General features: G+C 63.0%; 15 protein-coding genes. 10 read left to right on the top strand and 5 right to left on the bottom strand.

The features are described 5' to 3' along the window. Positions 1–39: 39 nt before the first annotated feature. Genes ACFX4T_RS12450 through ACFX4T_RS12440 form a run of 3 tightly spaced genes read right to left on the bottom strand, consistent with a single transcriptional unit; the run spans position 40 to position 4,519 of the window. Positions 40–1,686 carry a hydantoinase B/oxoprolinase family protein gene (locus ACFX4T_RS12450; protein WP_377652149.1) on the bottom strand — a complete coding sequence of 549 codons (1,647 nt, stop codon included), beginning with the start codon at positions 1,684–1,686 and terminating at the stop codon, positions 40–42. Beyond that, positions 1,683–3,716 (bottom strand): hydantoinase/oxoprolinase family protein, encoded by a 2,034-nt coding sequence (locus ACFX4T_RS12445; protein ID WP_377652148.1) that lies wholly within the window; start codon positions 3,714–3,716, stop codon positions 1,683–1,685. Before ACFX4T_RS12445 ends, ACFX4T_RS12450 begins: the two co-directional genes overlap by 4 nt. Positions 3,717–3,751: 35 nt before the next feature. Beyond that, positions 3,752–4,519, bottom strand: a complete 768-nt coding sequence (locus tag ACFX4T_RS12440) for an IclR family transcriptional regulator (protein ID WP_223948989.1) — start codon at positions 4,517–4,519, stop codon at positions 3,752–3,754. A 315-nt stretch (positions 4,520–4,834) separates the two neighbouring features. On the opposite strand from ACFX4T_RS12440, the gene ACFX4T_RS12435 reads away from it, so the two are divergent. Then, positions 4,835–6,148: an MFS transporter gene (locus tag ACFX4T_RS12435; protein WP_377652147.1), complete on the top strand. Its 1,314-nt coding sequence runs from the start codon at positions 4,835–4,837 to the stop codon at positions 6,146–6,148. Here ACFX4T_RS12435 and ACFX4T_RS12430 read toward each other — a convergent pair. Both ACFX4T_RS12430 and ACFX4T_RS12425 read right to left on the bottom strand, forming a co-directional pair. Then, positions 6,145–6,345, bottom strand: coding sequence for a hypothetical protein (locus ACFX4T_RS12430; protein ID WP_223948991.1), 201 nt, complete (start codon positions 6,343–6,345; stop codon positions 6,145–6,147). The two genes, ACFX4T_RS12435 and ACFX4T_RS12430, sit on opposite strands and share 4 nt — an antisense overlap. A 204-nt stretch (positions 6,346–6,549) precedes the next feature. Continuing rightward, entirely contained in the window at positions 6,550–7,212 is a 663-nt protein-coding gene (locus tag ACFX4T_RS12425) for a TetR/AcrR family transcriptional regulator (RefSeq protein WP_377652146.1), read from the bottom strand. Positions 7,213–7,596: 384 nt separating this feature from the next. Here ACFX4T_RS12425 and ACFX4T_RS12420 point away from each other — a divergent pair, with 384 nt between their 5' ends. The 9 genes from ACFX4T_RS12420 to ACFX4T_RS12380 all read left to right on the top strand — a co-directional run bounded on the left by ACFX4T_RS12420 (position 7,597) and on the right by ACFX4T_RS12380 (position 21,570). Continuing rightward, positions 7,597–9,393, top strand: coding sequence for a sigma-54-dependent Fis family transcriptional regulator (locus ACFX4T_RS12420; protein WP_377652145.1), 1,797 nt, complete (start codon positions 7,597–7,599; stop codon positions 9,391–9,393). Between the two features lie 282 nt (positions 9,394–9,675). Continuing rightward, positions 9,676–10,623 (top strand): C-terminal binding protein, encoded by a 948-nt coding sequence (locus ACFX4T_RS12415; RefSeq protein WP_377652144.1) that lies wholly within the window; start codon positions 9,676–9,678, stop codon positions 10,621–10,623. A 54-nt stretch (positions 10,624–10,677) separates the two neighbouring features. Then, complete coding sequence (locus ACFX4T_RS12410; RefSeq protein WP_377652143.1) at positions 10,678–11,973, top strand: aspartate aminotransferase family protein; 1,296 nt, start codon at positions 10,678–10,680, stop codon at positions 11,971–11,973. A 2-nt stretch (positions 11,974–11,975) separates the two neighbouring features. Further along, positions 11,976–12,875 (top strand): fumarylacetoacetate hydrolase family protein, encoded by a 900-nt coding sequence (locus tag ACFX4T_RS12405; RefSeq protein ID WP_377652142.1) that lies wholly within the window; start codon positions 11,976–11,978, stop codon positions 12,873–12,875. A gap of 33 nt (positions 12,876–12,908) precedes the next feature. Beyond that, positions 12,909–14,999, top strand: coding sequence for a hydantoinase/oxoprolinase family protein (locus ACFX4T_RS12400; protein WP_377652141.1), 2,091 nt, complete (start codon positions 12,909–12,911; stop codon positions 14,997–14,999). Between the two features lie 2 nt (positions 15,000–15,001). Beyond that, a complete protein-coding gene (locus tag ACFX4T_RS12395; protein WP_377652140.1) occupies positions 15,002–16,762 on the top strand; it encodes a hydantoinase B/oxoprolinase family protein in 1,761 nt (586 codons plus the stop codon). A gap of 79 nt (positions 16,763–16,841) precedes the next feature. Beyond that, the gene (locus ACFX4T_RS12390) at positions 16,842–17,975 is read left to right on the top strand and encodes a Gfo/Idh/MocA family protein (RefSeq protein WP_377652139.1); all 1,134 of its coding nucleotides are present in this window, start codon (positions 16,842–16,844) and stop codon (positions 17,973–17,975) included. Between the two features lie 185 nt (positions 17,976–18,160). Next, on the top strand, positions 18,161–20,122 hold the full coding sequence (gene iolD / locus ACFX4T_RS12385) for a 3D-(3,5/4)-trihydroxycyclohexane-1,2-dione acylhydrolase (decyclizing) (RefSeq protein ID WP_377652138.1): 1,962 nt from the start codon (positions 18,161–18,163) through the stop codon (positions 20,120–20,122). A 92-nt stretch (positions 20,123–20,214) separates the two neighbouring features. Continuing rightward, on the top strand, positions 20,215–21,570 hold the full coding sequence (locus tag ACFX4T_RS12380; RefSeq protein WP_377652137.1) for an aldehyde dehydrogenase family protein: 1,356 nt from the start codon (positions 20,215–20,217) through the stop codon (positions 21,568–21,570). The last annotated feature ends 42 nt before the right edge of the window (positions 21,571–21,612 follow it).

The following is a 21,612-nucleotide window of genomic DNA, read 5'->3' as shown; positions in this document are numbered from 1 at the left end:
AAGTGCATGAGGTTGTTTGGATTTGTCGGGTTGACCCGTTCAGTCGGAGGTGGCGTAACCGGCTTCGATGTCTCCGGCGATGGCCTGTTTGGATCGTCGCGCCGGGTCCCCGTAGCCGCCCCCGCCCGGGGTGAGCATGCAGATAATGTCGCCCTGGGTGATTCTGACGTTTTCGCCCTTGCTGACCATGGGAAGAGTGACCTTCTCTCCCCGCAGCCGGAACCAGGGGGCGGATGTCGCACCGGGTTGGCCGCCCATGCGGCCGACCGGGGCTGTCTTGGATTGGTCGCCGAGCAGGCTGGCGCGGCCGTGCTTGCCGAGGTATTCAAACTCGAAGTGGACGCCGAGTCCGCCCCGGAATGTGCCGGCGCCGGCGGATTCGTCCCTGAGGGAGTATTGGCGTACGAGGATGGGGTAGCGCTGTTCCAGCGTTTCAACCGACTGGATCAGGCCGATGCTCATCAGGGAGCAGCCGTTGGACAAACCATCGCCCGATTGGTGTCCGCCATATCCGCCACCAAGGAAGGTGTACATGACGAATTGCTCGCCGTCCTCGTCCACGCCTCCGATGGAAAGATTGTTGGAGGTGGCGGAGGACCCGGCCGGGACGCGGTCCGGCAATGCACCAGCGAGGGCCCCCATAACGGCTGTGATGATGCGTTGGCTGGTTTCAGCTGCGCAGCCTGCGACGGGGCGTGGTGGCTTGGCGTTGAGGAAGACGGACTCGGGGATGACGAAGGACAGGGGCTCGAAAATCCCCGAGTTGATCGGGATGTCCGGGAAGACGTGCTTTATGGCCACGATGGCGCTGGAGACGGAGGCCGCGTAGACGGAGTTCATTGGTCCTTCGCACGGTGGGGAGGACTCGCTGAAATCGATGGTCATTTCGTCGCCGCTGATGGTGAGGCGGACCGCTACGTCCAGGAGGGCCTCGTTGATGCCGTCGTTGTCCATCCGCTCGGAGAAGCTGTACGAGCCATCCGGTATGTCACGGATATAGCTGCGCATTTGGAGGGCGGAGCGTTCCCGGAGGAGGTCAATGACATTGGAGACGAGTTCTGGTCCGTATTCGTCGAGCAGCTCCGTGAGGCGTTCATCGCCGACCCGCAGTGCAGTGGCCTGGGCCTCGACATCGCCCATGATGTCGTCGGGCAGCCGGGAATTGGTTTGCAGTATCGCCAGGATGTCGGTGTTCAGGGTGTCCTGGGTGAACAGGCGAACGGGCGGAATCCGCAGGCCCTCCTGGTAGCAGTCGCTGGCCTGGGCAGCGAATCCACCGGGGACGCGGCCGCCAAGGTCTGTCCAGTGGCCGGTGTTGGCCAGCATGGCGAACAGTTTCCCGTTGTAGAAGTAAGGCCTGACGAGCTTGGTGTCCATGATGTGGGTTCCGCCGGCAAAGGGGTCGTTGACGAGGTAGGTATCCCCGGGTCGTGGTTCCTTCACGATGTTCAAGACGCTGGCGACCGTGTACTGCATGGTGCCTACGAAGATGGGCAGACCCCTGATGCCTTGGACGATCATGGATCCGTCCTTGGCGGAGTAGATTCCGTCGGCGCGGTCCCATGCGTCCGAAATGACGGGGGAGAAGGCCATTCGTTCGAAGACCGTGTCCATCTCATCGGCGATCTGTTCGAGACGTCCGCGGATCACGGCCAAGGAGAGCGGATCAACATCGGGGCGGCTCATCGTGCCACCTCCACGATGATCGAGCCGCTGTCATGGACGATGGACCGGGTTCCCGGGGGCAGGATGATGGTGGTATCGATTTGTTCGATCACGAGGGGTCCTTCCAGTGATTGACCGGCTACCAGGGAATCCCGTGACAGGACATCGACCATTTGTGGTTCGCCGGTGAAGTTGATGCTCCGTTTGGTTTGCTGATGCGTGGTTTTGGTCTGGGTTGGTGCCAGCGACGGAAGGGATCGTCGTCCGGTAGTGACGGTTCGGAGGTTGATCAGCTTGATGTTTCGTGCCGGGTGCCTGCCGCCGTAGGTTTTGGCGTGTTCGCGCAGGAAGGCATCGGCGAGCCCGTCGGAAGTCCAGCCCTGCTGCCGGTCCCCGAGCGGGATACGCAGCGTGTAACGCTGTTTGCTGAAACTCATGTCTGCGAAGTGTTCCACGGCAATGCTTTCGGACGTGAAACCGTCGGAGGTGAGCAGTCCTGTGCCCTCGGAGGCGTGCTGGCTCAGGATGTCCTGGACCTTCTGGCTTAGCTCAGTGCCTTCAACGTTGATGTTGAGGGCGCTGACGTAGTCGTACTTGGCATCGGCGATGAGGCATCCGTAGGCGCTCAGGGCGCCTGGGTGGGGTGGGATGAGGACGGTGGTCGCTCCGACTGTTCTTGCCAGTTCGGCGATGTGCATTGGTCCGGCACCACCGTAGCCAACCAGGGCAAATTTTCGGGGGTCGTGGCCTTTGTCCACGCTGACGCTGCGGATCGCGCCGGCCATCTTTTCGTTGGCTATCCGGATGATGGCCAAGGCTGCGGCCTCGATGCTGAGGCCCAGGGGGTCCGCGATTTCAGTTCGGATGGCGTTCCTGGCGGCGTCGACGTCGATGGTGAATCCGTCTTCGGTTCCGAGTTGCTGGTCTGGGGCTATACGACCCAGGACAGCATTGGCGTCGGTGACTGTGGGTTTTGTGCCACCTCGGGCGTAGCAGGCGGGTCCCGGTGTTGAGCCGGCGCTCTCGGGTCCTACCTGGAGGATTCCTGCCCGGTCGAGGGAGGCCAGCGAGCCGCCGCCGGCAGCGATGGTGGTGATGTCGATCATTGGCAGTTTGATGGGCATGCCATAGTCGATGTTCTTTTCGGAGGTGATGGATGGGGCGCCGCCGGGTATCAGTGCGACGTCGAAGCTGGTACCGCCCATATCGCAGGAGATGACGTCGGCGAGGCCGGCTGCCGCGCCGAAGTCAGCTGCCGCCACCGTTCCTGCGGCCGGCCCGGACAGCAGTGTCCGTGCACCCAGCCGTCCTGCGCGCCGGGCAGGGATGAGCCCGCCGTTGGACTGCATCACCTGGACCTCATGCTTGAAGCCTTTTGCTTCAAGCCGGTCTTGGACGCTGTGAAGGTAGCGGCCCATGGTGGCGCTGACGAAGGCGTTGACAGCCGTTGTGTTTGCTCGCTCGAACTCTCCTGACTCGGGGCACAGTTCATGTGAGGCGCTGAAGCTGACACCGGGGAGCAGGGTGGCGAGCCTCTCGATGAGGAGCTGTTCATGGGCCGGATTTGCGTAGCTGTTGAGAAGGCAGACAGCGACGCTCTCAACGTTCAGGTCCCGCAGTTTGTCCGCGACGCGAATGATGGCGTCATCGGTCAATGCCGTCAGGATCCGGCCCTGGGAGTCAATGCGTTCATCGACTTCGATTGATCGGCTCCGCGGAATAATCGGTGTGTAGCCTGTTGTCAGCCCGTAGGTGGTGGGCCGGTCCCGTCGGCGCAGCTCGAGGACGTCCCGGAATCCTTTTGTGGTCACCAGCGCACAGCGGTCTCCCTTACGTTCAAGAACGGCGTTGGTGGCCACGGTCGTGCCGTGGACGACTGCGTCCATCCCGGCGACGGGTACCGGTAGTTGCTCCAGTCCCGCGACGAGCCCTTCCGCTTGCTGGCCCGTGGTCGAGAAGACCTTCGCTATGCGGAGACGGTTTTCTTTGGTGTCGTGCAGCACCACGTCTGTGAATGTGCCGCCAACATCGATTCCTGCGATGACTTCCATGTGTTTTCCTAACGTTGTTTTTGTGCTCACATGAGCTACGAACTGTTCCTCGACAGCAATTGCGCCATGGCAGTCGCGGCCGTGAGAACGGGCTCCACCCACTGGTCGATGACGAAGCGGCTGCTGGGACCGGCAACACTGAGTGCACCGACGAGAACCCCGCTTGGGGCGGCGATCCCGGCTGCAACACCGTCGATGCCCTCGGCATATTCGCCCTCTGTGATGGCATAACCCTGTCGCCGGACTTCCGGGAGGATCCTGCACTTGAGTACGGTCTTGGAGCGGACACTGAGGCTGGTCACCTCTGGCAGCTCCTCGTCCGGGTAGAGGTTGTCGATCTCTGCTTCAGACATCGACGCCAGCAAGACCTTTCCGGATGCGCAACTGACCAAGGGCATCCTGGTCCCCACCCGAATGTCCATCCTCAAGACATGCTTCGTCTCGAATCGTTGAACAATGATGGCGTCCCGGTTGCGCGGTATCGCCAGCGAGACTGCTTCACCGCTCAGGTCCGCCAGTGACCTCATGGGTCCCAGCAGAGCGCCTCCGAACCGGGCAACATCCGGGACGGCCGCGCCCACCTCGAAGGCACCCAGGCCAAGGAAGTACATGCTGTCCTCGTCCTGAAAAGCGAAGTCCTGTTGCAGGAGCGTGGACAGAAGCATGTGTGCAGTACTTCGTCCCACGCCGAGTTGTCGCGACATCTCACTGACGCCAATCCCTTTTGGGTGTTCGCTGAGAATTCGGAGCACACGGAGTGCGGTGGCAACCGTGCTGGAAGTCCTTGATGAACTGTTTGACATATGCGAACATCCTTCGTAAATTGCGAATGCGGATAAATGATGCAGTGATTAGCCTCACGCGTCAAGAGTCGATTTTGGGCCGTCTGAATTGGCGGAAATTCCGCAAGATCCACCATCTGTGCCAATCTGAGACAAATAATCCCATCCTCTTGACCTTCGCGGGGTGTGGGTACAGGATTCAATCTGCTTCTGATCAACCATTCAGATATTCGTATATTCCGAACACTGGCGACCTTCATGACTTGCGCATTTCGGGTACAGCGGACCACACTCCACGTCGATAAAGCCAAACAATGAGCGCCATAGGAGAAATTCTTGGTCATCAAAATAGACAATGTCCTGTCCGACGTCGCTGTTCGAACAAAGCGCAAAGTATTCCGGCGACTGATGCCTATACTGATGTTGGGGTACATCGTGGGATATCTCGACCGGACCAGCATTTCGTTCGCCAGCCAAGGGCTCAGCCAGGAGTTTGGCATGAATGCCACCGCATTCGGGTTTGCCGTCGGCATTTTCTTCCTGGGCTATGTGCTTTTTGAAATTCCCAGTAATGTCTTGCTGCATCGAGTGGGAGCCCGGATCTGGATCACGAGGATCATGATCAGTTGGGGGATCATCACCGTGCTTATCGGATTCACGACGGGCGCAGCCGGCGTCTACATCCTGCGGTTCCTCCTCGGTGTCGCTGAAGCCGGATTCTTCCCCGGCATAATCCTCTATCTCACATACTGGTTTCCCAATGCCGTTCGGGCCCGCATGTTGTCCGTCTTCATGCTCTCTGTTTCCATCGCCCTGGCGACCGGAAGCCTCCTGAACGGTCAGATCCTTCAGCATTTTGATGGCCTGCTTGGTTTTTCGGGCTGGCGATGGATCTTCTTCGTCGGCGGCCTCCTGGCGGTCATCCTCGGCGTCCTCAGCTTCTTTCTGTTGACGGATTCTCCACAGAAGGCGCGTTGGCTCGACGAACCTGAACGCCAGTGGCTGATCGAGACCCTGGCGCGGGAGGGCGAGGAGCGTGCGGCGGGCCGTTCAAACCACGGCATTTGGGCAGGCTTGCGTGATAAAAGGGTCATCCTTCTGGCGGTCGTCTTCTTTCTGATCCAGTTCGGAAACTACCCCTTGGCTTTTTGGCTGCCGCAACTGGTCAAGAAGATCGGACCGGAATTATCGGCAGTTCAAGTCAGCCTGGTAACAGCCATTCCTTATGCATGCGCTGCAATAGTTCTGTTTCTGATGGCGATGCGCTTCGCGCGGCGCGACGCCGAAGTTGCACACATCAGCGTTCCGCTGATCTTTGCTCCGGGTGCCTTCGCAGTAATCACAGCGGCCCTGGGCCAGCCGATCATTGCTCTTATCGCAATCACAGTGGCAACGATGTGCGTCCTCCCGGCAACAGCAATGTTTTGGTCGCTGCCCACCCATTATCTGACCGGCGCAGCAGCCGCGAGCGGAATCGCATTAATTAACTCCGTGGGTAACATCGCCGGCTTTGTAAGCCCTTATAGTTACGGTTTTCTCAGGGACGCCACCGGCAGCGACAGCGTGGCGCTTGCAATGCTCGGCGCCGCAGTGATTACGGCGGCTGTAATACTCATTATCTGGAGGAATAAAACCCGCAGCGGGAGCTAATACCCCAAGGGCTCAATGGCCCACGCGATGCGATGAAGGCGGGTAGCAACCCGTCCCCGCAACGCCAGCCATCGCCGTCGTAATTCCTGCTTCCCGTCAGGAAGCGTAGGTGCCATGGGGGCGGCGCTGTGCGCATGGCTCAAGGTGGCTTGCTCCTGGCGCGCAAGCAAGAGGGCAAGTGGATAGTAGCTGTTCATCAGTTCTCCCAAGCAGTTCGCCAAGGCAGCAGTCAGCGTTGCTCACTGGCCGCGGCGGATCCGGTCTACTTTCAGTACTTTGTAGTAGGAAGAGTAAGGGGAGGGACTCCTGCCGCACTGTGCCACTCTGGGCCACGTTGGAAGAGGGGCAGGCCGGATCGGCGAGGCGCCGGCCCGTGCTCGGGGGTGACTGACCGCCGTCGCCTATTGTGTTCCTGACCCGAAGTCGACGCCCAAAATCGCCCGGGACAGGGTAACGGCACGGTCCGCCAACTCTTCAAGCTCGGCGTCGGTGCAGTCGCGGGAGGCCCAGCGCGTGGCACCCTCGAGGAGGGTGACAACCACCTTCACGTGTTCCGCGGGATCGGCATACCCCATGTCACGGGCCGCCGCCTCATACATCTGCTCGTGGAGCGCCACCCATTCGTCCACTTGCGCGCGGAGGTCCTTTGGCAGGACTTCCGCCATCCTGTCGGTGGCTACAAGCAAGTCCCAGAGGTTGCTTTCCGGGAGCCGCACCTGCCGCGTGAAGTGAAGCCTGACCATGGCGTCCCAGAACTCTTCCGCATTTGTGGCTGGCGCTACCGCCTCAAGAAGGGCGACGCCGAAGCGGTGGAAATGCCAGCGGAGCGATTCGGCAACAATTTCGTCCCGGCCGTCGGGGAAGTGGGAGTAGAGGCTGGGTGGCTTGATGTTGACGGCATTCGCGATGGTCCGCATCGAAACGGAGTTGAATCCATTGGCGATGGCGAGTTCCAGGAAGGCCTCAAGGATGTTCTGGCGGGCCGTTTTCTGGCCGGCCCAGTTCCACTCCTCCAGCTTGGTCTGGAAGCCTGTCATCGCGGCTTGGTAGGACGTCACGCTCATAATCCGCCATCCTAACAGTCGTTAGGTAAATCGGGGCAGACGCTTCCCTAACGTCTGTTAGTTAGGTATTCTGGAAGTGGCGCGGAGCACATGCCCCCACCAACCTGAATGGTTTGAGCGGAAGAGCAAACAAATGGTCACCGAAAACACGAGCCTGGGGGCCACTCGGAACAACAACGTCATTCTCGGAAGCGGCCTTTCCGGAATGGTTGCCGCGTACATCGGCGCAAGGGCGCTGGAGGACAACGCGTCACTGAATGAGAACTGGAGCGCCCGGCAGGCATTCCGTCCTAAGCTGCCGAGGTGGCGGCCACGAAAGATCAGGCCGGGGGGACCTGGCCCGGCGTTGGCGTCCTGAACCGCATACCCAGAGAGAACCTCCACATGTCTGCAGAAGTACTATCACCGTTGCCCCACGAGACCCCACGCGAAACCAACAGGCTCCGTGAGCTCTTCCTGATGCAACCCCATGCCGACCTCAGTGGGATCCGTCCCATGGTGGCCCGCTCGTGGTACCGGAGCCGTGCTGCGGGCGTTGACGCCTTCGCCGACCGCGGGTTCTACGACGAAGGGCGGGTAGACGAGTACACGATCGCAGCGGCCGGCCCGCACCTGCAGAAACTGGACGAGGTGGCCGCCGACCTGGGGGGCTACGTCAACATCACCGCCCCCAACGGTGTCCTGGTCAAGGCCAACTTTTTGCGGGATGACGGGTTCCCTGCCGGGTACTCCCTGCTGGAGGAGAGCTGTGGCAGCAATGGCGAAGGCCTGGCACTGGAAGAGGGGCGTGGTGTCTGGCTGGCTCCGGAGGAACACTTCCGGGAGGACATGCGCGGCAACTGGTGCTTTGCCTCCTTGGTCCGCGACCCATTCCATAACCGTGTACGGGCTGTCATCGGGCTGACTCTCCCGGCAAACCGGGTCAGCACGCTGGAACCGTCATCCACCCTGCTCATGTTGGAGGGAGTTGCTTCCCGCATTGAGAGGGACATCGAGGTCCGGACCTCATCCAAGGAGCGGGCACTTCTGAGCGAATACCTCAGAATCTCGCGCCGCAGGGGCAACCGGGCTGTCATCGCCGTCGACGGTAAAAACTCGCTCCAGAACGCTTCGGCGACGGCGACGCTGGTGGACAGCGATTTCTCGATCGTCTTCGGCTACGCCAAAGCGGTCATGGCTTCCGGCCGCGACATGAACTGCGAAGTCATGCTGCAGGGGCCGGGGCGTTCCACGCTGGAAATATCACCGGTAACGCTTTCGTCGGCGAACGTCGGAGCAATTGTGGTGGTCCGGCCGCATGCACCCGCCATGGAGCGGGCGAACGCTTCCGCAAGCGCGGCAATAACCCTGGAATTGGCACCGCAAGGGACCGCTGAACGGTTGCTGAAGTACGTGGATGGCACCAGCACAGAGTTCAAACGCACACTCAACCTGGCGCGGAAAGCCGTGGACCAGGACAGGTCCGTGGTGATGATCGGTGAACTCGGCAGCGGGAAACTACGGCTTGCCGGTGCCATCGCATCCCTGCGTGGTGGGCAGATGGTTGTGGATGCCCGCAACGGAGACCTCAGGAATGCCAACTTCAGGGATGTCGTGCACCGGGTGGACACCGAGCTCCCAGCCACGTTGATCGTTGAACACGCCGATGAACTATCCCAGAACGAAGCCAGTGAGATTGCCCGCAACCTCCGCAACAACGCCACCACCAAGCTGATCTTCACCGTCACCCGCCCCACGGATGCCACGCTCCTGCTTTCGGAGGCCTTCGATGTCCTTGAGGTCTCCGTGGCGCCCTTGCGCAACAGGCGCGAAGACATCCCCCACCTGGCCAACGCCATCGCAGGAGAGCTGGGGGAGCGGCGCTTGTCCCGCAGGCTCATCACCACCCTCACCCATGCAGACTGGCCACGGAACATCGACCAGCTGCGGGCCGTGGTTTCCAACGCCGTCGAACGTGCGGAGGGTGCCGAGGTGACAGTTGACGACCTGCCCCAGGGATTCCACCGTGTCCTGACGAAGGGCAGGCTATCCCGCCTCGAGGATGCAGAACTCAGCGAGTTGCGCACGGCCCTTCAGGAGGCGAAGGGCAACCGCAGCCTGGCCGCTGAAACGCTGCAGATCGGGCGCTCCACGCTGTACCGGCGCATGGACTACTTCCGCAGCCGCGGCTTCGATCTCTGATTCCAGGCAGGGAGCGGCAGCCGACCTCCTAAAGGGGGCCGGCTGCTCCGTGCTGCCCCGGCGGCGAAAAGCCCGACGGCGATTGGTGAGTTGTGCTGCCCGGGCGGCGGAAGGCCTGGCTCTCCCCAGGCGGTGGGACACGGTGTCCCACCGTGGTGTCTCGATATGGCACGGATGGCCGTCCCGATATCGCGTTGTACTGGAAATCACCCGACGCCGGCACCCGTCCCAAGGACTGTCCGGCGGCGACCGAGGATACGAACACGAACAGGACGACTGACTATGACCCGCGATGCCCAGGGAACCATTCTTGTGGCCCCTCATCATTTCCCGGACCTGGACCGCGAGCACGCGCTCGCCGAGGAGTTCGGTTACACACTCAACGCCGCGGCAGACACCGATGCCTTCCGTGACGGGCTTCCCGAAGCCGACATCGTGATGATCACACCCTATGCCAAGCTCACTGCCGCCGATTTCCCGTTGATGACCAAGTGCCGGGCAGTGATCCGGTACGGAATCGGCTACGACAACATCGACGTCGCCGCAGCCACCGAAGCGGGCATCCCGGTCTCGATCGTTCCCGGCACGGCGTCGGAGGAAGTCGCCTCCCATGCCTTCGCGATGGGCCTGGCGCTGGCCCGCCGCCTGCCTGCCGGAAACGCCGCCATCGACAACCTTGGCTGGGCCGGAACCATCGGCTACGACACCCCTGTCCTCTCCGAGCTTGAGGTCGGCGTCCTGGGCATGGGCCGCATCGGGCAGCATGTGGCCCGCATGTATTCGGCTGTAGGAGCCCGCGTCCGCGCCTATGATCCCTTTGTCACGGAGAGTTTCGTGGAGATGACCGGGCTGCAGGACATCCTGGAGAATTCCGACGTCGTTTCCCTCCACCTGCCGCTGAACGACGAAACGGCGAACCTCATCTCCACCGAAGTGCTCGCGAAAATGCGCAAAGGCACGGTGATCGTCAACGTGTCCCGCGGCGGCCTCATCGATGAAGCCGCGCTCGCCGAGGCACTGGCCTCCGGACACATTGCAGGCGCCGGCATCGATACCTTCGCCCAGGAGCCGCTCGGTGCTGATCACCCGCTGCGGACGGCACCAAACGCCATCCTCACGCCGCACATCGCTTGGCGTTCCAACCGGTCGACAGGTGCCCTGCAGGACGGTGCCGTGGAGCGCGTACGCCTCGCGCTAACCGGGCAGCCGCTCATCGACCTCGTGAACTGAAACGACTCGTGAACTGAAACGACTTGTGAACTGAAAAGACTGGAGAAACCCGACTTGGCTACCACCAATCATTTGGAAGACCTCGCTGCATTGCAGAACCCTGCAGAGGATCCGCACCTGCGCCGCGGTCCGCGCGGCTTCCCGCTGCTGCCTGGCGGCTACGGCCGGTCAACCTACTACACCGGCGCTCCGAGCCCGTACGCCATCAAGGGCGAGGGCTATCGGGTGTGGGATGACCGCGGCCGTGAACTGATCGACGCGAACAACAACTTCACCTCCCTGATCCACGGCAACGCCCACCCGGAAATCACCGAAGCTGCAACCAAGGCCCTCACCATGGGTGCAAGCTGGGGCATCCCGAACCTCTACGAATGGGAACTCGCCGAACTCCTCCTCGGCCGCCTTCCCGAACTGGACCAGGTCCGTTTCGCGAACTCCGGCACCGAAGCCGTCATGTCCGCGATCCGCATCGCCCGTGCCAGCACCGGCCGTGAGCGCGTCATCGTCACCAAGGGTGGATATCACGGAACGTCCGAGGTTGCCCTGGTTCCCGGTGGACCGTCCTACCAGCGCGGCGTCACCCGCGGCGTGATCGACGACGTCACAGCGGTTCCGTTGAACGACGTCGAATTCCTTCGCCAGGCGGTTGAGGCCGCTCCGGACGCGTACGCAGCCATCATCCTGGATCTGCTGCCCAACCGTGCCGGCCTCCTCACCATCAACGGGGAGTTCGTCCGGACTGCCCGGGAGCTGGCCACCCGATACGGCATTGTCCTGATCATCGACGAGGTCATTAGCCTTCGCCTTGGCTACAGCGGCTTCAGCGGCGAATACGGGGTTACCCCGGATCTGCTAACCACGGGCAAGCTCATCGGCGGCGGATTCCCCGTCGGAGCAGTCTGCGGCAAGGCCGAGCTGATGGCCGAGGTGGACCCGACGCGCCCCGGCAGCCTGCCGCATGGTGGCACCTTCTCCGGCAACCCCGTCAGCATGGCAGCCGGTTCCGTCGCCCTGCGCCTCTACACCGAAGATGAGGTCAAGCGCCTGAACCAGTTGGGCGACACCGCCCGCGACACGGTCAACGCCAGGGTTGCCGAAGCCGGCTGGGAGATCCGCGGCCGCGGCTCGCTCCTCCGCGCGGTTCCGGCCGGCGCGGAGAAGGTAGACGAGCACACCCAGCACAAGCTGTGGTGGGCCTCCTACGAGCGCGGCCTGCTCGGCTCCCCGGCCAACCTGCTATCCCTGTCCACGCCCATGGACGAAAAGGTGGTCGCTGACATAACCGACCGCCTGGCCGAGGCCGTCCTGGCAGTCGCCTCGGAGGCTCCCACCACGGAAGGCGCAAAGTAACCATGAAGATCGTTTCCTACGAACACGAGTCCGGCGTTCGCGGCGGCGTCCTGATCGACGACACTATCTATGACCTGGAGCTGCTGCTGCAGGGTTCCCGCCAGGCGGTGCACGGAGCCACCTCGTCCGTCCGGGAATTCCTGGAATTCTACGGCGACAGGCTTGAAGCCATTTCGGCCGAGCTCAGCGCATTGGCCGGTCAGGACCCCGAAGCCCATGTGGGTGCCCGGGCCGATATCCGCTTGACCACACCTGTGCCCAACCCTTCCAAGGTGCTGTGCATCGGACTGAACTACAAGGACCACGTTGCCGAGACCGGCCGCGCGTTCCCGGAGTACCCGGACGTTTTCGCCAAGTTCTCCTCCACCATGGTTGGACCCGAAGACGAGATCGGCGGTGCGAAGGTCAGCGAAAACCTCGACTTCGAAGGTGAACTCGCCGTAGTCATCGGGCGCAAGGCCAGCGAGGTCAGCGAAGAAGAAGCACTCGGATACGTGGCCGCGCTTGCCCCGCTGAACGATGTCACCGCCCGCGACCTGCAGTACCGCGGAACACAGTGGCTGGCAGGCAAGGCCGTGGACGGATCAACCCCGTGGGGCCCGGCCTTGGTCACCTTGGACGAAGTGGGCGATCCCCAAAACCTGGACCTCGCAACCCGCGTGAACGGCATCGAAGTGCAGCGCTCCAACACGAGCTACCAGATCTTCCCGATCGCACGCATCGTCTCCTACCTCTCAAGCTTCCTAACCCTGGAACCCGGCGACGTCATTGCCACAGGGACCCCGCAAGGCATTGGTGCCAAGCGGAATCCGCCCGTCTGGCTGGAACCGGGAGACACGGTGGAAATCGAGATCGAGAAGGTGGGGCTGCTCCGCAACACCGTGGGCAAGCCCCAGCTCTAACCCCCTGCAAGCTCTACGAAAGTAATGAAGACCATGAGTGATGTACAAACACAAGCAAGTGAGGCCAGGTACCGCATCGCCGTCGACACCGGCGGTACCTTCACCGACGTCGTAGTCGGGTCCAACAGCGGTGACATGGCGGTCGGCAAGGCGTTGACCACCTACGACCGCGTGTTCACCGGCTTCGAAGCGTCCGTACGCCGCGCAGCCGAGTCCGTTGGCTGGAGCGGCGACGATGTTCTGCGCAACGCAGACGTCATTGTCTACGGCACCACCCACGCCACCAATGCAGTGCTCACCGGCAAGGTCGCCAAAACTGCGCTGCTGACCACGGACGGTTTTGCCGACACCCTGCTGCTGCGCGAAGGTGGCCGCCGCGACGCGTTCGATTCCAAGGCCGCCTACCCGCCGCCGTATGTTCCCCGCCAGCTGACCTTCGAAATCACCGAACGCATCACTGCCGAAGGCGACGTCCTGGTGCCGTTGGACGAGGAGCACGTGCGCGAGGTCCTCGGTTCCTTCAAGGAACTGGGCATCGAGGCCGTTGCGGTTTCCTTCCTGTGGTCGATCATCAACGACGCCCACGAGAAGCGCGTTGCCGAGCTGATCCAGGAGATTCTCCCCGGCGTTCCGTACACGCTCTCCAACGAGGCCAACCCGACCATCCGCGAATACCGCCGCTCCTCGGCAGCCTCGATCGACGCTTCCCTGAAGCCGCTCATGGCCGACCACCTGGGCAAGCTCCGCTCCGACCTGCAGGAATACGGCTTCGCCGGGGACCTGCTGGTGGTCACCTCCGAAGGTGCCGTGCTCGACGTCGCCGATGTCCTTGACCGTCCCGTCCTGCTGCTGAACTCCGGCCCGTCCATGGCGCCGCTGGTGGGCGCTGCGGCTGCTCCGGACCGGGACACCGTGGTTGTCTGCGACATGGGCGGCACCACCTTCGACGTCTCCCTGGTGGAGGAAGGCGTGGTCCGCCACACCCGTGAAGCCTGGCTGGGCGAGCCTTTCGTGGGGCACCTCACCGGTCTGTCCTCCGTTGCGGTGTCCAGCATCGGCGCCGGTGGCGGCAGCATCGCATGGATCGACGGCGGTGGGCTGCTTCGAGTGGGTCCGCAGAGTGCGCGCAGCACTCCCGGCCCGGCAGCGTACGGCCGCGGCGGCGAAGAACCCACCGTCACCGACGCCTGCGTAGCCCTTGGCTACCTCGACACAGAGGGCTTCGAAGGCGGGTTCACCCTGAACCGCGAAGCCGCCATCAGGGCCATCGACACCCGCATCGCCGGGCCGTTGAAGATGGATACCCTGCAGGCTGCCCAGGCAATCCTGGATGTCTCCGCCAACCACATGGCCACTGCCATCCGCCAGGCTTCGTTGGAGCAGGGCGTGGACCCGCGCGGTGCCCTCATTGTTGCCGGTGGCGGCGCCGGTGCCATGGTTGCCGCGGCGATCGGCAAACTTCTGGAAGCCGACACCATCCTCATCCCGGCGACCGCCGGCGTCCTGGCCGCCTACGGCGCCCACCGCGCCCCGATCGCCACCGAGTTCCTCTCGCCGCTGCACAACGACACCCGCAGTTTCGACGCCGGTTCGGCCTCCCGCGCAGTGGAGGACCTGACAGCCAAGGCTGAAGTCTTCATCAAGCGTTTCGACGGCGTGGGCGAGACGCCCAACGTCACGTACTTCGTGGATGCCCGATACCCCGGCCAGGCCTGGGACCTCCGGGTCTACCTCGACGCCGCCCCAGACACGTCCGGTGACGCGGCAGGCATCATTGAGCGCGCTTTCCACGAAGAGCACGATCGCCGCAACGGCACCCACGATCCGGACAGCCGCGTGGAGATCATCACCTGGGGTGTCCGCGTGGAAATTCCGCGGCCGGAACATCTCAAGTCCGAGAGCGAACTCAGCCGCACCGCGGAGATCCACCGCACTGACAGCATTGTTTTTGGCGGCGAACCGTTCAGCACCCAACGCTACCGCGGCGTGACGCTGGCCCCGCGCGACAAGATCGTCGGGCCGGCCGTCATCGACCAGCCAACCACCACCATCGTCGTGCCGCCGGAGTGGGATGCCACGCTCGATGAACGATCCAACATCTACCTCACCCGTAAGGAGGCGTAACCGTGACCCGCGAATTCGATCCCGTAAAGCTCTCGGTCCTTGCCAACGCATTCGACGGCATTGTCCGCGAGATGACCAGCGGCCTGCTCCGCTCCGCCCGCTCATCCGTCATCAACACCGCCCGCGACTTCTCCTGTGCCGTACTTACCGCGGACAACCAGTTGCTCGCCGCGGCCGAAGGTGTCCCGGTACACGTCTTCGGTGCTGGACCCCTGGGCGAGGACATGGTGGAACTACATAAGGACATCCGCGAAGGCGACGCGTTCCTGCACAACGACCCCTACATGGGTAACTCGCACGCTGCAGACCACGTGATCCTGGTGCCTATCTTCATCCAGGGACGCCACCTCTTCACTGCCGTGACCAAGGCCCACCAGGCCGACTGCGGCAACTCGCTTCCCACCACCTTCTTCGCCACAGCGCGGGACGTGTACGAGGAAGGCGCGCTGATCTTCCCCTGCGTCCGGATCCAGCGCGACTACACGGACATCGACGACATCATCCGCATGTGCCGGTCCCGCATCCGGGTTCCCGACCAGTGGTACGGCGACTACCTCGCATCCGTCGGTGCTTCCCGCATCGCCGAGCGCCGCATCCACGAGCTCGCAGAAAAGTTCGGAGTGGATGACCTGGTGGACTTCGTGGACGCCTGGTTCGACTACTCCGAGCGGCTGACCGCCAGCGCAATCGAGAAGCTGCCTGAGTATGTCCTCCATGGCACCTCTGCCCACGATCCCTTCCCTGGCACCGGACCGGACGGCGTGCAGCTGCAGGCGACCCTCGAGGTCAAGCCCAAGCAGGGCAAGATTGTGATCGACCTGCGCGACAACCCGGACAACCTTCCCAACGGCTTGAACCTCACCAAGGCAACGGCCACCGGCGCCGCCTTGGCCGGCATTCTTTCCGGCATCCCGGAGAACCTGCCCAGCAACGCCGGAACCTTCCGCCGGGTGGAGGTGCTGTTGCGTGATGGTTGTGCCGTCGGCGTTCCCAAGCACCCCTACTCCTGCTCCTCGGGAACCACCAACCTCGCCGACCGCGTGGTGAACATCGTCCAGGCCGCGTTCTCCCAGATCGACGACGGATACGGCACCGCCGAGGGCGCGGCCGGCCAGGCGCCGGCCAAGTCGGTCATTTCCGGAACGGACGAACGCAACGGCAACGCCTACGTGAACCAAATCCTGGTAGGCGGCGTCGGGGGTCCGGCTACCCCGTTCGTTGACGGATGGCCTACCTACCAGCGTCCTGTGTGCGGCGCCCTGTTGTACCACGACAGCGTGGAAGTGGACGAGCAGCGCTACCCGATCCTGGTCCACGAACGCACCCTGGTAGCCGACACCGGCGGAGCCGGCCGCCAGCGCGGCGGACTCGCAACACGCGTCACCATGGAGCCCCGCGGGGAGAGCGTGACTCTCACCTACGGCATCGAAGGCAAGATCAACCCGCCCAAGGGTGTCCGTGGCGGCCACGACGGGGCAGAACCTTCCGCCTGGGTGGAAGACCTTAAGACCGGCGAACGCCGCGAGATCCCGGTGGTGGGCCGCTACGACCTGCAATCGGGAGAGAAGGTCGTCTCCATCACCCCCGGCGGTGGTGGCTACGGCGACCCGCTGGAGCGCGACGTCCTGGCAGTCCTCGACGACTACCGCGAGTCCCGCGTCACTCTCGAGGCAGCAGCAGCCGATTACGGCGTGGTCATCACCGACGGCGCCGTGGACGAGGCAGCTACGGCCAAGATCCGCCAGGAACGCCTGGCCGGCTAGCACCGGGCTATCGCAACCCATCCCGGGGCGGGGTATCCTCGCCCCGGGATGTTCCAACAATCATTTAACGGAGATTCACATGGAACCCATTCGAGTCGGCATCATCGGCGTCGGAAACGTCCTCAACCAATACCTGGACAAGATCGGCGTCCACCCCGACGTCAACATCGTGGCGCTCGCGGATGTGAACCCCGAGGCAGTGCGGAAGCGCGCTGCGGAGTACGACGTTCCCAAGGCCCTCACACCCGACGAGCTGCTGGCAGATAAGGACGTGGAGTTGGTCCTCAACCTCACGCCGCCCAAGCTCCATGCACCAGTCACCCTCCAGGCGATTGCGGCCGGCAAGCACGTACTCTCCGAGAAGCCCTTCGCAACCTCCCTTGAGGAAGCCAAGCAGATTCTGGACGCAGCACGGGAAGCCGGCGTCAAAGTAGGCTCCGCGCCCACCACGTTCCTGGGTTCCGGCATGCAGACCAGCCGTAAGCTCATCGACGACGGCTGGATCGGCGAGCCCGTGGCAGCCTTCGCATCGTTCGCGTGCCGGGGCTATGAGCACTGGCACCCGAACGTGGACCCTTTTTACAGCCCCGGGGCTGGCCCGATGCTGGACATCGGACCGTACTTGATCACCAACTTGGTGAACTTCTTCGGCCCGGTGAAGCGGGTCTCCGCGACCACGCCGCGTTCCTCCGAGACTCGTCCCCGCCCGGGCAAGGAGGGTGAAGTCATCCAGATCCAGACTCCCACGCACGTCACGGGCACCCTCGACTTCGAGTCCGGCGCTGCTGCCACCGTGATCGTCAGCTGGGACATCTGGAACCACAACCTGCCGCACCTGGAGATCTACGGCACCGGAGGATCCCTCGCTGCACCCAACCCGGATCACTTCTCCGGCGCTCCCGTGCTGCGCCGCGGCGAGCCGGGTGACCTCGCGCTGGACATGACGCCCCCGGGCGGTGGCGACTGGCGCGAAACTCCGATCACCCACCGTGACGACGCCTACCGCGGCATCGGTCTGGCCGAGTTCGGCTACGCCATCCGCAACGGCCTGGAACCCCGGACGGGCGGCGACTTCGCCTACCACGTGCTGGAGGTCCTCCTGGCCTTCGAGGCATCCTCGGAGCAGGGCAAGCACATCGAAATCGAAAGCACCTGCGAACGTCCCCGGCCGCTGCCATCGGTAGGGCCGCAGGAGCCATACCGCTTCGACTAAGACAACCACCAAACAGCAGCCGACGTTGGTACTTGCGTGCCGCCGTCGGCTGCTGTTTTTGCGTGTCCGGGGAGGGTAGGTGGCGTCCCAAACTGGGACACAACTTTGCTTCCCCAAGGTGAAAACCTGATGTTCGGGCGAATCGGTTTGCAAATGCCGACGCACCTACGAATTTAGGAGAACGCATGACTAGCACAGCCGCTGCTGATATCGGCACCGAAGTCAATATCGCAGCCGATAAAAAGGCCGTCCGCCGCCGCACTGTCGCACAAGCGATCGTTGAGTATTTGCAAGTCCAGTACAGCGAACTCGATGGTGAAAAACGGCGTCTGATCGCCGGCATGTACGGCATCTTTGGCCACGGCAACTCCGTTGGCCTGGCTCAAGGCATCGACGAATACGGCGTGGACTTCCCGCACTACCAGGGCAAGAACGAGCAATCCATGGTCCACGCGGCCATTGGCTTCGCAAAGGCTTCCAACCGTGCCGCCACCCTGGCCTGCACGGCCTCCGCCGGCCCGGGATCCACCAACATGGTCTCCGGTGCGGCCACGGCCACCACCAACCGCCTCCCCGTGCTGTTGTTCCCTGCGGACATCATCAACAACCGGTTCGGCGACCCCGTGTTGCAGCAGATCGAACACCCCGTTGAGCGCGATGTCTCCGCCAACGACTGCTTCCGTCCCGTTAGCCGCTACTTCGACCGGATCACCCACCCCGCACAGTTGCTGTCCACGCTCCCGGAGGCCATGCGCGTCCTCACCGACCCGGTGGAAACCGGTGCCGTGGTGGTGTGCCTTCCGCAGGACATCCAAGGTGCCGAGTTCGACTTCCCCGAGTCCTTCTTCACCCCGCGCGTCTGGCACATCCGCCGTCGCCCGGCTGTTGAGGACGAGTTGCGCGACGCCGCCGAAATCATCCGCAACGCCAAGCGTCCCCTGCTGATCTCCGGTGGCGGTGTCCGCTACTCCAAGGCACAGGACGAGCTGGCACGCTTCAGCGCGGAGTTCGGCATCCCGGTGTCAGAGACCTACGCAGGCAAGGGCAGCGGACCCATCACCGACCTCAACCTCGGTGCACTGGGTGTGACCGGAACCGTGGGCGCCAACGAGATCGCAGATGGCGCCGATGTGGTGGTGACCGTGGGTTCACGCCTCCAGGACTTCATCACCGCATCCCACTCGCTTTTCCAGAACCCGGACGTGAAGTTCGTGAACCTCAACGTGGGTTCGTTCGACGCACACAAGATGGGCTCGTTCCCGGTGATCGGCGACGCCAAGCTGAACCTGGCCGCCCTGCGGGAGCGCCTGGCCGCCGTCGGATACTCGACGTCGGACGAGTTCCGCAGCGACATCGCAGATGCCCGCAAAGCCACGCTGGAGGTGCGCAAGCACGACCTCCAGGATTTCGCCGGCGAACTGATGAGCCAGGCCCAGGTGATTGACGTACTCAACCAGCGCACCACCAGTGACGACGCCCTGATTTTGGGCTCCGGCGGCGTGGTTGAAGGCATCCACAAGGCGTGGGATCCCTCCAACGGCACCGAAATTCACTTTGAATACGCCAATTCCTGCATGGGCCACGAAATCCCCGCAGGCCTCGGCTACCGTTTGGCCCGTCCCGATGCGCCCGGCGAGGTATATGTCCTGATCGGTGACGGCACCTACTTCATGCAGCCCACCGAACTGGTCACAGCCGTCCAGGAACGCAAGAAGATCATCACGATCGTGATCGACAACCGCGGCCACCAGTGCATCTGGCCGCTCCAGGTTGCCAAGGGCGGTCCGGGCCGCGAATTCGGCACCCAGTACCGCGAACGCAGCAAGGAGTCCGGCCGGCTGGACGGGGCGGTCCTTGAGTTCGACATCGCCGCCAACGCAGCCAGCATGGGCTGTGCTGCATGGTCCACGACGACGATCGAAGAGTTCTCGGCCGCCCTCACCGAAGCGAAGGAAACCGAAGGTCCTGCCGTGATCGTGGCCCGTGTTGAGCCGTGGCGCTACCTTTCCGGCAATGGCGCCTTCTGGGACGTTGGAGCTCCCATGACTTCGGAGCGACCCGCCACCCTGGAGGGTATCGCCAAGCACCTCAAGGGCCGTGAGCGCCAGCGCTTCTACGCTGCCACCACCGCACCTGAAACGCGCTAAGCGCACTGGGCGGGACCGCTACGCAGCGGTCCCGCCCGTCGTCTTACGGGCTTACCGTTCTTTCTGATTTTCGTAACAAAGGAGCATTCATCATGAGCGCATTTGCAGTTACTGATCCAGCCACCGGCACCATCCACGCCGAGTACCCGGCCGCCACTGATGCAGAGGTGGAAGCCGGGCTCAGCGCAGCACAGAAGACCTACCAGGAGTGGTCCCGCACCACCACGGTCGCCGAACGCGCGGCCTTGGCCAAGCGCCTTGCGGAACTGTTTGTCGAGCGCAAGGACAAGCTGGCCGCAATCATCAACCGGGAAATGGGCAAGCCGCTGCAGCAGGCAGTGGGAGAAGCCGAGTTCTCCGCTTCCATCGCCGCTGCTTTCGCCGAGCACGCCGAAGAATGGCTTGCCGATGAGCAACTCGAGGTCGCCGACGGGCTCCGGAGCTTCTTCCGTTACCAAGGCCTCGGCGTGATCCTGGGCATCATGCCGTGGAACTACCCCTACTACCAGGTGGCACGGTTTGCTATTCCGAACATCATCCTGGGCAACACGGTGATCGTCCGCCACGCCAGCCAATGCCCGGAATCCGCATTGGCGCTGGAGGAACTCTTCCGCGACGCAGGCTTCCCGGAGGGCGCGTACGTCAACCTGTTCGCCACCCATCAGCAGATCTCGAACATCATTGCCGACGACCGCGTGCAGGGTGTCTCACTAACGGGCTCCGAACAAGTGGGAGCGATCGTGGCTGAGCAGGCGGGGCGCGCGCTGAAGAAGTGTGTGCTGGAGCTTGGCGGCGCCGACGTGTTCCTGGTCCTGGACACGGACGACGTGGACCTTGCGGTGAAGAAGGCCGTGATGGGCCGCATGGGCAACACGGGCCAGTCGTGCAACGGTTCCAAGAGGATCGTGGTGCTGGACAAGTACTTCGACGAGTTCTCGGAGAAGTTCAAGGCCGCCATCGCCGGACAGTCCTACGAGAATGGCGATTTCGGGCCGATGTCTTCCGATTCGGCCACCAAATTCCTAGCCTCGCAGGTGCAGGGCGCGTTGGACCAGGGCGCCGAGATCCTGGTGGGTAACAATGAGCCCCAGGGCAACGTCTTCACGCCGACGGTGATCACCAACATCACGCCGTCCATGGACGTTTACAGCGAGGAGCTCTTCGGCCCTGTTGCGCAGCTCTACAAGGTCAGCAGCGACGCTGAGGCGATCAAGCTCGCGAATTCCTCGCCGTACGGCCTGGGTTCCGTGGTGATTTGCGACGACGTTGAGCGCGCCGAGCGCGTCGGCAACCAACTCGACGTCGGCATGGTGTTCGTGGGTGCCTACGACCTCAGCGGTGCGGACGTGCCGTTCGGCGGCGTCAAGAAGTCAGGTTACGGACGCGAACTGGGCAAGGTGGGCATGCTGGAGTTTGCCAACAAGAAGCTGTTCCGCTTCGCCAAGTAGGATTCAGCACAGCAAAATCAGCGCACCAAAAAGGAGGCCGGA

The organism is Paenarthrobacter sp. YIM B13468 (assembly GCF_042788025.1).
GTDB lineage: Bacteria > Actinomycetota > Actinomycetes > Actinomycetales > Micrococcaceae > Arthrobacter > Arthrobacter aromaticivorans.
Note: the sequence above shows the minus strand (reverse complement) of the source record. Positions and strands in the feature narration are given on the sequence as shown.